Source organism: Aquisphaera insulae, from assembly GCF_011064615.1.
In the GTDB taxonomy this organism is placed as follows: domain Bacteria; phylum Planctomycetota; class Planctomycetia; order Isosphaerales; family Isosphaeraceae; genus Aquisphaera; species Aquisphaera insulae.
Map to the genome: position 1 here is coordinate 34,300 of NZ_JAALJH010000058.1, position 14,220 is coordinate 48,519.

Sequence of the window (14,220 nt, forward strand, 5' to 3'; positions counted from 1 at the left end):
GCTCAGCTCCTTGCGGCCGCGGCCAGCGCCGGGGCCGTTGGATGGTTCGTCGTTCGGTCGTCGGCCAGGGGCGGGTCGGCGGGGAGCGTCAGGCGGAACGAGGTGACGGCGTCGCGTCTCGACCAGTCGAGGCTGCCGCCGTGGCTCTCCGCGACCTGGCGGGCGAGCGCCAGGCCCATGCCGACGCCCTCGCGCTTGCCGGTGACGAACGGCTCGCAGAGGTTGGCGGCGAGCTCCGGCGGCGGGCCCGGGCCGTCGTCCTCGATCGCGAAGGTCGTGCGTCCGGCGTCCGGGTCGGTGGTCGCGGAGAGGCGGACCTCGCCGCCGGCGGCGGCGGCCTCGATGGCGTTGAGGGCCATGTTGAGGACGGCCGCGCGGACGGCCGCGCGGTCGCCGAAGAACGGGAGCACGCCCCCCGCGGGCCGTCGGTCCAGGTGCAGGGCCACCTTCGCGTGGTGGCAGGCCGGGCCGATCAGGCCGGCGACGTCGTCGAGCAGCGAGCGGGCGTCGCAGGGCTCCGGCGTCCGGCGTTCGGCGCGGCCCAGCGAGAGCAGGCCCTTGACCTGCTCCTCGGTCATCGCGAGCTGGCGGATCGCCACCTTGAGGGTCTCATCCCCGTCCGGCGGCGGGAACCGCCGGGCGTGGAGCTGGACGCTCATCCGCGCGCCGGTGAGCGAGTTCCGGAGCTGGTGCGCCAGCCCCGCCCCGAGCTGGGCCAGCAGGCGGGCGCGCTCGGACTGGCGGATGGTCTCCTGCATCTCGCGGAGCCGGCCGCACATCGTGTTGACCGAGCGGGCGAGGTCGCGAACCTCGTCGGCCCGCGGGCCCGGGTCGAGCTCCTCGAAGTCCCCCCCGGCGATCCGCGCCACCTGCCGTTCGAGCCGCTGGATCCGCCGGCCGATCCGCTGGGCCGTCCACCCCGTCGCGGCGATCATCAGCAGGAGCGCCCCGGAGCCGACGACCAGCGGCGCCATGGCCGCCTCGCGGCGGGCCTGCCGCCAGCTCGTCTCCGGGTAGAGGACCACGAGGGTCGACGCGTGCGCGCCGCCCGACGGGGATGCCGAGGCCCCGGTCCTGGCGGCGAAGTAGGGGGTCCCGTCGACGAGGATCGACGGGTATTCGGCGAGCGGCCCGAGCCGATCCCCGGGCCCGTCCGGGGCCGTGTCCGCCGGCAGCGTCCGCGGGGCGGCGATCGTGGCGTCCACGAGCCGGCCGCCCGCGTCGTAGACCGCGAAGTGCGCCCCGGAGAGGCCGTGCATCTTCCGGAGCGTGCTCGGGGTGTAGGGGATCCCGGCGCGGCCGAGGGTCTCGACCACGCCGTTGAGCCGGTCCTCCACCTGCCGCTCGATCCGCCGGGCCGCCTGGGTCGCCGCGGCCAGGGCCACCGCGGCGACGGCGGCCGCCTGGATGGCCACGATCGGGACCAGGATCTGATTGCGGATCGACCGGAACATCGCGGGGCCCGGGGGGACGGATCAAGCGCTCGAAGCCGGCCCGCGGACATCCGTCGCCGGCCCCTCCATCAGAGCCCGCCGGCGGGCTCGTCCGCAAGAGGAGACGCTCGCAAGGACGGCCCCGCCGCGCGGGCCGGTGGACAATCCCTCGCCGCGCGGGGACAGGTAATCGCCAGAGGCAAGATTATGATAAGGCGTCACATGTCATGGATCTCTTGAACGAGACGACGGATGCGGCATTCCCGCGGCCCGGCGCATCGTTTGCCAAGGCGGAGGCATTCCTCCTCCGGCCCGCATCTCCATGAAGGGATCCCCATGAAGACGGAATCGAGTCGCCGCGGCGGCTTCACGCTGATCGAGCTGCTGGTGGTGATCGCGATCATCGCCGTGCTGATCGCCCTCCTCTTGCCGGCGGTGCAGTCGGCCAGGGAGGCGGCGCGGCGGATCCAGTGCACGAATAACCTCAAGCAGATCGGCCTGGCGGTCCACAATTACGAGGGATCCACGGGGGTCCTGCCGCTGGGCTGTGCGGTCGCGTTCGACAAGGCGGGCAACCCGTATTTCAATGGGTGGGGGATCACGGCGCGACTCCTCCCGTTCCTGGAAGGGGGCAACGCGTTCAACGCGGCGAACTTCAGCCTGGCCAATGAGGCGATCCAGAACGACACGGTGATGCGCCTGACCGTCTCGGCCTACCTGTGCCCCTCCGACGGCCGGAACGCGGAGGTCTTCGTCGACGACGGCCAGCCGCGGAACAACACGAACTACGCCTTCAACCGGGGCGACTGGTACGTCTGGGGCGGGCTGTCCACCACGGTGGATCCGCGGTCGCCGTTCCGGGCCAATCGGTGCGTGCGGCTGGCGGCGGTCACGGACGGGCTGAGCAACACGCTCTTCGCCGCGGAGGTGAAGACGCACACGCCTTACCTGCTGAACTGCTCCGGGCTGTCGTATGTCCCGGTCGGCACCACGCCGATCCCGAGTCCGTATGACAACCCGGCGAGCGTGGCGCAATACACCTCGTGCGGCGGCGGCTCATCGGAGCTGCGGCCGGACTCCGGGCATTCCGAGTGGGAGGACGGCAACACCAGCCAGGCGGGCTTCACGACCGCCTGGACCCCCAACAAGATCACGCCCGGCACCTTCGGCGGCGTCATCGTCCCCGATACCGACCTGATCGCCATCCGCGAGGAGAACGGCGGCCCCACCTTCGCGGCGATCACCGCCCGCAGCTACCACCCCGGCGGCGTGAACGCCCTCCTCGGCGACGGCAGCGTCCGCTTCATCAAGAGCACCATCGACGGCATGGCCTGGCGCGGTCTGGGGAGCGTCAACGGCGGCGAGGTCATCAGCGCCGATAGCTATTGATGCCCGGCCGGACCGGAGCGGAGGCCACCGCCTCGTCCCGCCGCGATCATCCCGCCCGAGCGCGGCAAGGGACCTCGGCCGGCCCGTCGGGATGGATCGGGCCGGCCGAGTCGCCGGGCTCACTTCTTGATGAGGGTCTCGTCTTCGACCTCGGCCGCGGTGGCCTCGGTCTTGAGGATCTCGATCCCGCGCTTGCAGCTCACCTTCGTCTTGTAGCCCTCTCCGGAGTCGGCGACGATCTTGCCGTTTTTCGCGAGTAGCCTCCACCGGAACTCGCCTTTGGCATCCTTGAAGATGGTGAACTTCGCCATGGGCGGCTTCGCCTTTCATCGAAGGGTGTGAACAGGAATGGCCGTTGATCTTAAGTACATTACGACGTGCGGCTGTCCCGTTCAAGTCGCGAGGCGTTCGAGTCCTCGGACGGCTCCGACGAACTCCTCCGCCGTGATGCCGATGACCTGGGCGATCTAGCGGAGGAACAAGGAGGAGAGGTCATGCCCATTGGGGAAGGGGGGGCGTACCTCGGCCATCGGGATGGCGGATCTGAATCGCGACGAACCGAGATTCCAGCACGATCGTGAAAGTGCTCATGGCATGGACTCCGACCGTTTGCGGAATCCACGCCTGTGATCGCGTGGGTCATCCCCCTCATATAGGCGCCGGGCGTAATCGCGAGGGGGACGGACGGGCTCTCCGTCGATCGATCGGAACGATCCCGAATCCTCACCCGGGCGGTCGTCGCCTGACAACCTCTGTTCGCGGGGCGGTATGCGTCCCCTGGAACGCTCGCTGCTGCTGGTCGAGCAGGTGCCGGCGCTCGAGTGCCTGGGCCTGGCTGGGGGGGACGTTGTTTGCGTAAACCTGGGACGTGGTGAGAATTGGGCGGTGTGGAGCGTGGTACATGGGGTTGAGTCCCGGGTGAAGATTGGGCGAGACATCCCGATCGGCGGGAAACAAATCTTCCCTGGCGAGTCTCCGGAGGCCACAATATCTGCGGGGATTACCCATCTTGACGGGCATCGGCGTTGGTTTGCCGGTTGCGTGGCGTTGATGTCCGACTCACCATCGGCTTCTCGGGATCGGATCGAGGCGAGACAGAAGCATGCCCACGAGCAATCCACCGAATTGGGACCTCATCTCCGGGATCGTCTTCGACGCGGTCGGGACTTTAATCAAACCGGTCCCCTCGGTGGCGGACGTGTACACGGAGGCGGCGAGGCGGCAGGGGGTGGAACTGGATCGGGATGAGGTGAAGGGGAGGTTCCACGTCCACTTCGGCAGCGACGAGGTCCGCGGCGACCGGGGGATCCACTCGACCGACGAGGCGACGGAGGTCCATCGCTGGCGGCGGATCGTGCACAAGGTCCTGCCCGAGGTGCCGGATCCGGACCGGGTCTTCGACGAGCTCTGGGACCATTTCCGCCATCCCGCCTCGTGGCGCTGCTTCCCGGACGTGGCGCCGGCCTTGCGGGCCGTGCACGAGGCGGGAATCACGGTCTGCATCGGGTCGAACTTCGACTCCAGGCTCCGGGAGGTGGTGCTCGGCCACCGGGACCTTGGCTGGGCCGTGGACGCGCTCGTGATTTCGTCGGAAATCGGTTACAGGAAACCGCATCCGAAGTTCTTCGAGGCCGTCTGCCGGCGCCTCGATCTGGCCCCGGAGCAGATCCTCTGCGTGGGGGATGATGTGGAAAACGATGTCCGCGGGGCGATGCGGGCGGGGCTCTCCGCGGTCCTGCTGACCCGCGGCGATTCGGGGCCGCACGACCTGCCCCACATCCCGAATCTGACCGACCTGATGGAATCCCGGCTGGCCGAAGCCTGAAGTTCCGGCGGGTTGCGTGTCGATTCACGGGAAGGCGGAGAACATCCGAAGGGGATTGAATCGCCTTGCCCGGCCGGACGACTTGGATTACAGTCCGCCCGCCAGGATGGCCCCCTTCTCTGGATCGCAACCGCAAGGATAACGGAAATCGGCCGGACGGGAGGGCGCCCTTTTCGCCGCGGAAGCCGGTGCCAGCGATGGCGCCGGCCGGGATCGTGGCGGGGCGGTGCGGCGACCTGTCTGCTCCTTTCAGGGAAGAAAGGAAATCGCCCGTGGTTGCTACGGTCGAACAGCTTGCGGCGCTCGTGCGGGGACGCCTGGTGGGCGATGGTACGGTCCCGATCCGTTCGGCCCGGCCGGTCGCCGAGGCGGGCCCCGGGGACATCACGTTCATCGAGAGCGAGCGCTACGCCAGGCTGCTCAAGACCTCCCCCGCGTCTGCCGCGATCGTCGGCCCGCACTTCCGGGTGGCCGTCCCGACGGTCAAGGAGGAGCTCGCGGTCATCGAGGTCGACGACCCGATCGCGGCGTTCGTGACCGTCCGCAGGCATCTCGCCGGCGAGGAGAAGCCGCGCTGGACCGGCATCCATCCCCAGGCCTGCGTGATGCCGACGGCCAAGCTCGGCGAGGGCGTGGCCGTGTACCCGTTCGCCTACGTCGGCGAGGAGGCGGAGATCGGGGCGGGGACCACGCTCAAGCCCGGGGCGGTGATCGGCGATCGCTGCAAGCTGGGCGAGGGGTGCATCATCCATCCCAACGCCGTGCTCTACCCGGACGTGATCCTCGGCGATCGCGTCGAGGTCCACTCCGGCACCGTGCTCGGCGGCGACGGCTTCGGCTACCGCCAGGCGGATGGCCGGCACGTCAAGATCCCGCACACGGGCAAGCTCGAGGTGGGCAGCGACGTGGAGATCGGCTCCAACTGCGCCATCGACCGGGCCACGTTCGAGGCCACGCGGATCGGCGAGGGGACGAAGATCGACAACCTCGTCATGATCGGCCACAACAACCAGATCGGCCGGCACAACCTGCTCTGCGGCCAGGTGGGGATCGCCGGGAGCTGCAAGACGGGCGACTACGTGGTGATGGCCGGCCAGGCCGGGATCAAGGACAAGGTCGAGATCGGCGACGGCGTCGTGGTCGGCGCCCAGGCGGGCGTGCACCGGAGCATCCCGAGCGGCCAGCAGGTCCTCGGCGCCCCGGCGATCCCGGTCCGCGAGCAGCGTCGGCTCTTCCAGATGATCGCCCGGCTGCCGGAGTTCTACAAGCAGTTCCGCGAGCTGGCCGCCCAGGTGGGCGTCCTCTCCGCGGCCGCGGGGATCCCGCAGGCCGCAGCCGCGAGCGAGGACGCCAAGGACTCGACCGAATCCTGACCGAGGAGCCCCGACGTGACGCGTTTGCTGACGAGCCGCGCCGGCGTTCGGAAGATGCCGTCGACCCTGGACGTCCCGCCCCGACCCAGGCAGTACGTCGCCTCCCACTGGCGGCCCGACCCGAGCCAGGCGGAGGGCGGGGTCATCGGCCTGCTCGCCGGCAGCGGCCGGTTCCCGATCCTCTTCGCCGAGGCCGCCAAGCGGCAAGGCCTGAAGGTCGCCTGCGTGGGCATCCGCTACGAGGCCCCCGACGAGCTCCGCACCCTCTGCGACTCGTTCGACATGGTCGGCGTGGCCAGGCTGGGCGGCATGATCCGGGCGTTCCGCCGCCGGGGGGCCCGCCGGGTCGTCATGGCCGGCAAGGTGACCAAGAACGTGATCTATACCCCCTGGCGGGTCGTCCACCTCTGCCCGGACCTGCGGACCCTCCAGTGGTGGTATCGTCGGCCCCGGTCGGACAACCGGGATGACTCCCTTCTGCTCTCCATCATCGACGAGTTCGCGAGGGACGGCATGACCTTTGACTCGGCCCTGGACTACAGCCCGGAGCTCCTGGTGAAGCAGGGCGTCCTCACGCGGCGAGCCCCCACGCCCTCGGAGCGGGACGACATCGCCTTCGGCTGGCGGATGGCCAAGGAGATGGGCCGCCTCGACGTCGGCCAGTCGGTGGCCGTGAAGGAGCTCTCCACCCTGGCGATCGAGGCCATCGAGGGGACCGACCGCTGCATCGACCGCGCCGGGTCCCTCTGCCGCGCCGGCGGCTGGACCCTGGTGAAGGTGGCCAAGCCCCAGCAGGACATGCGGTTCGACGTCCCGACCATCGGCATGACCACCATCGAGAACCTCCACAGGGCCGGCGCGAGGGTCCTCGCCATCGAGGCCGGCCGGACCATCGTCATCGACGAGCCCGATGTCGTCGCCCTGGCCGACCGCCACGGCATGACGATCGTCGCCCTGTCCGACGACACGGTGGCCTGAGCGGGGGGAGGATTAACCACCGAGGCACCGAGGCACCGAGAAGAGAAGACGAGGGAAGGATCCGAACGGACTTGATGGGTACGAGCCGGCTCCGTCCGGCGATCTGAAGTGCCGTGGCCGGAGCAACGTCCGAAATGGACGCCTGATCGGTGAAGCGCGTAGAATGAGGCTGAACGGTCAAGTGACCTCGATCGCGGCCATTCTTCCTCGGCTCCGATGGCGTAAGGGAGTCACCGATGGGCTACCCGATACAAGAATATCCTTCGCCTCGAATCCAGCCCGGCGATGTTGACGCTTCGGGTCGTCTCCTGCCCCTATCCGAAGCTCAGCTCAGGAGTCGCCTGGAAGCGATCCGTGCGGCCCTCGACGAGATCGAGACCATCGGCCCCGATGAGACGGATGCCGACGAGATCTGGGCCGAGGTCTTCAAGGGCATCGACTCGTCCCGTCCCGATCGGCCCTTGTTCGGCGAATGAGATTGAAATGACTCGATTCGTGGTGCTTGATGCCGGTCCCCTTGGCCTGGCCTGTCGGGCGCCAGGAATTCCGATTGCTGATCAATGCCGGCAATGGCTCAAGGATCTTGGTTCGGCTTCGGTCCTGATCGTCGCTCCGGAGATCGCCGACTACGAGGTTCGGCGAGAACTGATCCGTCTCCATGCGACAGCCGGGTTGCGCCGCCTGGATCGCCTGGGGTTGGGATTCGTCTACGATCCCATCACGACGCCCTCAATGCGGCTTGCTGCTGAGTTCTGGGCTCACGTTCGTCGGTTCGGCATGCCGACGGCTGATCCACAGTCTCTGGACCCCGATTGTATTCTGGCGGCTCAGGCGTCTCTGCTCGGAAGCCCGACGGACGACGTCGTCATCGCGACGACGAATGTCGGTCACCTACGCCGATTCCCGCGAGTGACGGCTGAGCCTTGGGACAAGATCTTGCCGTGAGCCGGTCGGCTCATGGCCCGGCCGCGAAGGGCCATCCATCCGGCGATCGGGCTCACCCCGTCGCCGGACGGACCCGCCTCCTGCAACAGGCAAATCCTGTCGCGTGCCCTTCTAGACCGCCACGGTGATCCCCGGCATGGCGACCGGGTAATGGCCCTTCGCGTCGGGTTGCACCGGCGCGGGGGATTCCATGGTCAGGTGGTCCAAACCGGGGGCCAGCTCGAGCTTCGAGTTCAGGGCCTCTTCCCAGGTGACCATCTTGCCCGACTCCGCGGCCATCCGGCCCAGGATGCCGGTGAGTGCGGCGTGGGCGCACCGCTCGGCCTCGTTGTAGGGCGTGTCCTTGCGGATGGCCTCGAAGAGGAGGTCGTGCTCCTTCTGGTAGTGGTCGCACGGGGCGCCGGCGTACTTCCAGATCTGGTTCTTCGGCAGCGGCTGGTGGCCGCGATAGAGCTTGGGATCGAGGATCCCCTCGCCGAGCACGGCGCAGCCCTTGGTGCCGTGGATGACGTCGCCGAAGAAGCCCCAGCACTGGTCCATGTGCCGCCCCTCGGCCATGAGGCGGGTGCCGTCGGGGAAGGTGTACTCGACCAGGTAATGGTCGAAAAGCTGGTCGGCCGCGTCGCGGACCTGACGGCCCCCCTGGCCCTGGCACGAGACCGGCCAGGCACCCTTCACCCAGCAGCAGACGTCCAGGTTGTGGATCAGCCAGTCCAGGATGAAGCTGCCGTTGAGCCAGGTGAAATTGCTGTAGTTCCGGATCTGGTGCGCGATCTCGCTCTCGCCCGGCTGCCTGGGGCCGAAGCCGACCGGCGAGTGCATCCGGTAGGCGTAGCAGGTGATGACGTCGCCGATGGCCCCCCGGTGGATCTGGTCGACGGCCTCCTCGAGCGGCTGATAGTGGCGGCTCATCAGGCCGCCGGCGACCTTCAGGTTCTTCCGCTTCGCCTCCTCGCCGGCCGCGAGGATCCGCCGCACGCCCGGGCCGTCGACGGCGAAGGATTTTTCCATGAACACATGGCAACCCTTCGACACCGCATACTCGACGTGGATCGGCCGGAAGGCCGGCGGGGTGGCCAGCAGGACCACGCCCCCGGGTGCGACGCAGTCGATCGCCTTCTTGTAGGCGTCCGTGCCCAGGAACTGGCGGGCGGGCGGGACCTCGACCTGGTGCGAATGGGATCCGTTGAGGTTGTCGAGGCTGGCCCGGAGCCGATCGGGGAAGACGTCGGCCATGGCGATTAGCTTCGTCGGGCCCTTGGTGCTGAGGGCCTGCCCCGCGGCGCCGGTACCCCGGCCGCCGCAGCCGACCAGGGCAATCGGGATCGTCGTCTCCTCGCGGGATCGCGTCGCGGCGGTCGCCGGGCTCGCCAGCGCGGCGGCGGCCGCCGCCGCCGTCGCGGTCGTCCCCGCGAGGAACTCGCGCCGGGAGGGGCTTGAGAGGGAACCGCTCGGGGTCGTGGTTGCGGGTCGCATCGGGATGTACTCCTTCCTTGCAGGATGCGCGTCATCGCGCGGCGGGTCGCTTCGCTTGCAGCGTGAAGGCCGCGGCCGTGACCCGGCCGGGTCGGGGGGAGGGCGTTGCGGGGCGGGCAGGGCGGGGATCGGTCCGGGGCGGGTCGGATCGACGATGATCCGGTCAGTCGGTGGGGCCGGTCCACGGCTCGTCCGTGGGGCGTGATTCGTTCGCGTCGGCGATGGCGGGTGAGGACGTCGTCGGGGCGGGCCGCGGGGCGTCGGGATCGGGGCGGAGGGCCGAGGCGTGCGGCGCCGACCAGGTCGGCTCGGCGGGCCGGGTCGCGCCGGGGCGGCCGGCCTCGACGGCCCGGACGATGACCTCCGCGGCGATGTCCAGGCCCAGGCTGTGGGAGTCGAGCACGAGGTCGTAGTTGTGCGGATCGCCGGAGACCGCCCGGTACATCGTCCGCTCGAACTGGGCCCGGCGGCGGTCCAGGTCGCGTGCCGCGCGGCGGGCCGTCCAGACCGAGACGCCCATCCGCTCGGCCAGCCGCATGGACCGGTAGCGGATCGGGGCGATGATCCGGACCGAGAGGGTCGTCTCGCGCGGCATCAGGAACCCCGCGCCGCGGCCGACGAGCACGGATTCGCCGGCGCGGCCGATCGCCTCGATCAGCTTGGCGAGGTGGTCGAGGTACGCCTCCTGGGGCGCGTAGTGCTCCTCGCGGAGGGGGAGCAGCCAGTCCTGCACCACGCTCGGGGCCAGCTCGTCGAAGACGCGGACGTCGTCCACGGGGAGCTCCATCCGGTGGGCGATCGCCTCCAGCAATTCCTGGTCGTAGACCTTCCAGCCGAGCCGCTGGCCGACCATCCGGGAGATCGCGTAGCCCCCCGCGCCGGTCTCCCGGCTGACGCAGATGTTCTGGAACCGCGCCACGGTCCGCGGGACGGACTGCTCCTCGCGATCCTCATCGCCCCGGCCGAAGAGCCAGCGGACCACCGATCGCGGCCATTCGCGGACGCCGCCGAAGCCCGCGGCGACGCCGAGGTCCTCGTGCCGGTGGCCCGAGGGGGACTCGGAGGCGAAGCTCGCGGTCGTGTCCAGGCTCGACATGGGCCCATTCCCCCGGCGGCCCGACTCGGGCCGCGTCCCTCAAGTCTAGATCCCCGGCCTGGCCTTGAGAAGGCACCGCCGACCGACCGTCCGGGTCGGCAACATCATCGCGGCCCGTCGTCGCCCCGCGAGACTCCCCGCGCTGTAATCCTTACAACATCACCGGCCGGCAGGAAATCCCTCCGGACTTTCTCGGATTTTCCCTAAAGTTCCGCGGGAACCCGCGGTTAGCACGGCCGTCCCGGGCCGCATGGCGACGTGGCACGGCACTTGCGATTTCTCGCATCCCGTGCAGTCCGGCGACACCTCCGCGGCCCGCCGGACCTTCCTGCTCTATCTTCGGGTTTTCCCGCGGTCCATCTCGAATCCCGTGAAGGATCACCGGCGATGAATAATCGGCGCAACACGTTGCTCTGGATGAAGGACCTCATCGACCACATGACCCGCTGCCACGACCAGCTCCAGTGGGCCAGCGACGGGGAGATGCAACTGTACCTGGCCGATGCCATGCTCGGGGACCTCGTCGAATGCCAGCGGCTCTGCAAGGAACTTCGCGCCGAGCCCGCCGAGCCGGCCCCGCGGGCCCGGAACTCGTCTCGGGGTGCGTCCCACGCCCGCGACCTCGTGATGAGCTGATGCCACGCCGCCGGCGCCTGGCACAATCCCGGCGATTCGGATAACCTCTGCGGGCGACCGGGCGGAGGAGGCCGGGCGCCGATCCGGGGGTGGAGCGGGCCGGCTGAAGCATGCCTCCTCGCGACCCGTGCTCGCGAGGAACCTCTCCATGAGCGGCCCCGGCCAGGATCTCCCGGTCAAGACGCCGGCCCGGTTCACCGTCGACTCGCTCCAGGTGATCGTGCACGAGGACCGCGCCCAGGCCGGCCGGGCCGCGGCAATCGAGGTCGGCCGGGCGATCCGCCGCCGCCAGGACGAGGCGGGGCGGGTGAACATCATCTTCGCCGCCGCCCCCAGCCAGGACGCGTTCCTCGCCGGCCTCGTCGCCGCCAAGGACCTGGACTGGTCCCGCGTCTTCGGCTTCCACATGGATGAATACCTGGGACTCCAGGCCGATCACCGGGCCTCGTTCCGCCGGTATCTCCAGGAGCATCTGTTCCGGCTCGTCGGCCTCGACGAATCCCGGCTCCGCCTGATCGCCGGCGAGCGGACCGATCGCCCCCTGCGGACCTGCCTGGAATACGAACAGGTCCTCCTGGACGAGCCCACGGACATCGTCTGCGCCGGGATCGGCGAGAACGGCCACCTCGCATTCAACGACCCCCCCGTCGCCGATTTCCTCGACCCGGTCCTGGTCAAGGCCGTCCGCCTCGATGCCGCCTGCCGCACGCAGCAGGTCCACGACGGCGGCTTCCGCCAGATCGAGGACGTCCCGACCCACGCCCTCACGCTGACGATCCCCGCCCTGTTGCGGGCCCCGGTCCTGTCCGTCGTCGTGACCGGCCCGCGCAAGGCCGATGCCGTCCTGAACACCCTCCGCGGCCCGATCGCCGAGACCTGCCCCGCCTCGATCCTCCGCCGCCACAAGGGCGCCACGCTCCACCTCGACCGCGAGGCGGCGAAGCTGGTGAGCTGACGAGGCGGGAGATCACGCTCGTTTCCGCGAAGGACGCGATCGGCGGCAATCGTGTCTTTCGATAGGCGGCCGCTCGTCTGACCTGGACTCGGTCCCAGGAACGGTCATAATCCCGCCACCCCGGGGCGAAGGATGCCCCGAGTTGCGTTTCAACTTGAGGAAGGACACTCAGCGATGGGGCATCGCAACCGTCTTGCGCGGTCCGTTGTGGTCTTTTCCGTCCTGGCGGTTGTCGCGACCAGGGCCCACGCCGTCCCCGTCTACACGGCCGTCAACCTGATCCCGGGGGCGGCCAAGGGCCTGGATGACTCCGGCCAGATCATCGCGTCCTGGGGGCAATCCACGGTCACGGTCTATGATGGCTATGGCGTCTGGTCGAACAAGACGAAGCCCTCCATACCGGGGGCGTCGTCAGTTTACCCCGGTCCCAGCGCCCAGGGTTCCATCAGCAACTCGGGCGCTTACGTGGCCGCCAACGGCACGGGCCAGTTCCAGAGGAATGGGGCCATGGTTCTGGAGACGCACGCGATCGTCAACGACGGCAAGACGACGACCGACCTGGGCACGCTTGGCGGCTCCAACAGCTACGGATACGCGGTCAACGATCTCGGCACGGTGGTCGGCAGATCCCAGACGTGGCAGAACGAGACGGATCACGCCTTCGCCGCGGTCGCCGGCTCGATCCGCGACCTGGGGACCTTGCCGGGGGCGCAGGTCAGCGCGGCGATGGCCATCAACAATGCCACCCAGGCCGTCGGTTTCTCTCAGATCCCCGGGACATCGCCCGCAGCGGTCTACGCGCCTTCCGTCGGCTATCCGTCGACCTCCACGACGGACCTGACAACGCACGCGGTCCTCTTCCAGGGGGGGCAAGTCATCGACCTCGGGACGCTCGGCGGCAAGGGGAGTACCGCCACGGCGATCAACAACTCCGGCCAGATCGTCGGGATTTCCCAGGTCGCCTCCGGGGAGGACCGCGCGTTCCTCTACCAGAACGGCCAGATGAAGGACCTCGGCGTCCTCGACTCGGACTTCGCCCACACCTACTGGGGTGTCCGCTACAGCCAGGCCCGGGCCATCAACGACGCGGGCATGATCGTCGGCTCCTCGAACTCGCTCGCCTTCCTCGACGACGGCGGGAAGATGTACAACCTGAACAGCCTGGTCAAGATCCCCGACGTCACGCTCGAGACGGCCTATGCGATCAACAACGTCGGCCAGATCCTGGCCTATGGCTACTACGACGACGACCCGTGGCGTTTCAAGGGGCAGGTCGCCGTCCTGCTCAACCCGGAGGGCGTGCCCATCCCCGAGTACGCCGTTCCGGAGCCGAGTGCCCTGGTCGTGCTGGGCGGACTCGCCCTCGGTCTGTCATGGCGTCACTTCCGCGCCGGTCGGCGGTCGGCCAATCGCTGAGCGGCTGTCTCCGTCTCCCGTGCGTCGTGACTCTCCATGGAATCAACCGTCCCAGCCAGATCGAGCGTGAGACGAGGCGGCGGCGAGCCGGTGAGCTGACCTGGAAGATCGATTTGCTACCATGAAGGGTGTCGCAGTCGCACCCTGATTCGGGGATGATCGACCGTTCTGCTTGGAAAGGAGGTTGATCGTCATGACATCTTCGGCAAGCCTCAAGGGTATCATCCGAGGCAAGACGATTGAACTCGAAAGTGAATCGGGGCTGCCCGATGGGCAGGTCGTCTCCGTCACGTTGAGGTCGGTTGGCGAGTCATCCCTTGCCGCCTGGCTGGCGACGCCTCCGCACGAACTCGACCCTCGACTCGCGGAGGCCCTGGCCAGGATCAGGGACCTTCCTCCGGGCGAAGGACTGCGTCGCAGCTTCGGAGCCTGGGCAGACGAGGCTGCCGAGCTGGATGAGTATCTCGAGGAAAATCGAAGGCGACGCAAGATCGGCCGACCAGAGATCGAGCCTTGAAATTCCTTCTGGACACCGACATCTGTTCGGCCAACCTCAAGGGCTACAACGCGGTGAGCAACCGTCGCGCCCGGTGATAGAGGAAGTGTGTATCCTCGATTTCGACCCCGAGTCGCGTGGAAGTTCGTGGCTTCTCCGCCCCCGGACATGGACCTGGTGAATGCCGCGACTGCCCTCGTCC

13 protein-coding genes are annotated in these 14,220 nt (G+C 68.8%); 9 read left to right on the forward strand and 4 right to left on the reverse strand.

Features of this window, described 5'->3' with window-relative positions:
* Positions 1 to 2: 2 nt before the first annotated feature.
* Entirely contained in the window at positions 3 to 1,454 is a 1,452-nt protein-coding gene (locus G6O54_RS25230) for a sensor histidine kinase (protein ID WP_165229339.1), read from the reverse strand.
* Between the two features lie 315 nt (positions 1,455 to 1,769).
* Between G6O54_RS25230 and G6O54_RS25235 the strand changes: the two genes are divergently transcribed.
* The gene (locus tag G6O54_RS25235) at positions 1,770 to 2,822 is read left to right on the forward strand and encodes a DUF1559 domain-containing protein (RefSeq protein WP_165229342.1); all 1,053 of its coding nucleotides are present in this window, start codon (positions 1,770 to 1,772) and stop codon (positions 2,820 to 2,822) included.
* 119 nt (positions 2,823 to 2,941) lie between these two features.
* On the opposite strand, the gene G6O54_RS25240 is transcribed toward G6O54_RS25235, so the two are convergent.
* Complete coding sequence (locus G6O54_RS25240; protein WP_165229345.1) at positions 2,942 to 3,133, reverse strand: YegP family protein; 192 nt, start codon at positions 3,131 to 3,133, stop codon at positions 2,942 to 2,944.
* 791 nt (positions 3,134 to 3,924) lie between these two features.
* Between G6O54_RS25240 and G6O54_RS25245 the strand changes: the two genes are divergently transcribed.
* From G6O54_RS25245 to G6O54_RS25260, 4 genes are all read left to right on the forward strand, one after another.
* Positions 3,925 to 4,647, forward strand: a complete 723-nt coding sequence (locus tag G6O54_RS25245; protein WP_165229348.1) for an HAD family hydrolase — start codon at positions 3,925 to 3,927, stop codon at positions 4,645 to 4,647.
* A gap of 272 nt (positions 4,648 to 4,919) precedes the next feature.
* Positions 4,920 to 6,020: a UDP-3-O-(3-hydroxymyristoyl)glucosamine N-acyltransferase gene (gene lpxD / locus G6O54_RS25250; RefSeq protein ID WP_165229351.1), complete on the forward strand. Its 1,101-nt coding sequence runs from the start codon at positions 4,920 to 4,922 to the stop codon at positions 6,018 to 6,020.
* A 15-nt stretch (positions 6,021 to 6,035) separates the two neighbouring features.
* On the forward strand, positions 6,036 to 6,998 hold the full coding sequence (locus G6O54_RS25255) for an LpxI family protein (RefSeq protein ID WP_250847074.1): 963 nt from the start codon (positions 6,036 to 6,038) through the stop codon (positions 6,996 to 6,998).
* 483 nt (positions 6,999 to 7,481) lie between these two features.
* Positions 7,482 to 7,943, forward strand: a complete 462-nt coding sequence (locus G6O54_RS25260) for a type II toxin-antitoxin system VapC family toxin (protein ID WP_165229354.1) — start codon at positions 7,482 to 7,484, stop codon at positions 7,941 to 7,943.
* Between the two features lie 111 nt (positions 7,944 to 8,054).
* Here G6O54_RS25260 and G6O54_RS25265 read toward each other — a convergent pair whose 3' ends face one another.
* Positions 8,055 to 9,419 (reverse strand): Gfo/Idh/MocA family protein, encoded by a 1,365-nt coding sequence (locus G6O54_RS25265; RefSeq protein ID WP_165229357.1) that lies wholly within the window; start codon positions 9,417 to 9,419, stop codon positions 8,055 to 8,057.
* 163 nt (positions 9,420 to 9,582) lie between these two features.
* Complete coding sequence (locus G6O54_RS25270; protein ID WP_165229359.1) at positions 9,583 to 10,515, reverse strand: cytidylate kinase-like family protein; 933 nt, start codon at positions 10,513 to 10,515, stop codon at positions 9,583 to 9,585.
* Between the two features lie 387 nt (positions 10,516 to 10,902).
* Here G6O54_RS25270 and G6O54_RS25275 point away from each other — a divergent pair, with 387 nt between their 5' ends.
* The 4 genes from G6O54_RS25275 to G6O54_RS25290 all read left to right on the forward strand — a co-directional run bounded on the left by G6O54_RS25275 (position 10,903) and on the right by G6O54_RS25290 (position 14,039).
* Positions 10,903 to 11,151 (forward strand): hypothetical protein, encoded by a 249-nt coding sequence (locus G6O54_RS25275; RefSeq protein ID WP_165229361.1) that lies wholly within the window; start codon positions 10,903 to 10,905, stop codon positions 11,149 to 11,151.
* 148 nt (positions 11,152 to 11,299) lie between these two features.
* Positions 11,300 to 12,106 carry a glucosamine-6-phosphate deaminase gene (locus G6O54_RS25280; protein ID WP_165229363.1) on the forward strand — a complete coding sequence of 269 codons (807 nt, stop codon included), beginning with the start codon at positions 11,300 to 11,302 and terminating at the stop codon, positions 12,104 to 12,106.
* A gap of 174 nt (positions 12,107 to 12,280) precedes the next feature.
* On the forward strand, positions 12,281 to 13,522 hold the full coding sequence (locus G6O54_RS25285) for a DUF3466 family protein (protein WP_165229365.1): 1,242 nt from the start codon (positions 12,281 to 12,283) through the stop codon (positions 13,520 to 13,522).
* 184 nt (positions 13,523 to 13,706) lie between these two features.
* Entirely contained in the window at positions 13,707 to 14,039 is a 333-nt protein-coding gene (locus G6O54_RS25290) for a hypothetical protein (protein WP_165229367.1), read from the forward strand.
* The last annotated feature ends 181 nt before the right edge of the window (positions 14,040 to 14,220 follow it).

Excerpts from the sequence above, each read along its gene's own strand:
- G6O54_RS25230 (WP_165229339.1), bottom strand. The coding sequence starts at position 1,454 with ATGTTCCGGTCGATCCGCAATCAGATCCTGGTCCCGATCGTGGCCATC.
- G6O54_RS25235 (WP_165229342.1), top strand. The coding sequence starts at position 1,770 with ATGAAGACGGAATCGAGTCGCCGCGGCGGCTTCACGCTGATCGAGCTG.
- G6O54_RS25240 (WP_165229345.1), bottom strand. The coding sequence starts at position 3,133 with ATGGCGAAGTTCACCATCTTCAAGGATGCCAAAGGCGAGTTCCGGTGG.
- G6O54_RS25245 (WP_165229348.1), top strand. The coding sequence starts at position 3,925 with ATGCCCACGAGCAATCCACCGAATTGGGACCTCATCTCCGGGATCGTC.
- G6O54_RS25260 (WP_165229354.1), top strand. The coding sequence starts at position 7,482 with ATGACTCGATTCGTGGTGCTTGATGCCGGTCCCCTTGGCCTGGCCTGT.
- G6O54_RS25265 (WP_165229357.1), bottom strand. The coding sequence starts at position 9,419 with ATGCGACCCGCAACCACGACCCCGAGCGGTTCCCTCTCAAGCCCCTCC.
- G6O54_RS25270 (WP_165229359.1), bottom strand. The coding sequence starts at position 10,515 with ATGTCGAGCCTGGACACGACCGCGAGCTTCGCCTCCGAGTCCCCCTCG.
- G6O54_RS25275 (WP_165229361.1), top strand. The coding sequence starts at position 10,903 with ATGAATAATCGGCGCAACACGTTGCTCTGGATGAAGGACCTCATCGAC.
- G6O54_RS25280 (WP_165229363.1), top strand. The coding sequence starts at position 11,300 with ATGAGCGGCCCCGGCCAGGATCTCCCGGTCAAGACGCCGGCCCGGTTC.
- G6O54_RS25285 (WP_165229365.1), top strand. The coding sequence starts at position 12,281 with ATGGGGCATCGCAACCGTCTTGCGCGGTCCGTTGTGGTCTTTTCCGTC.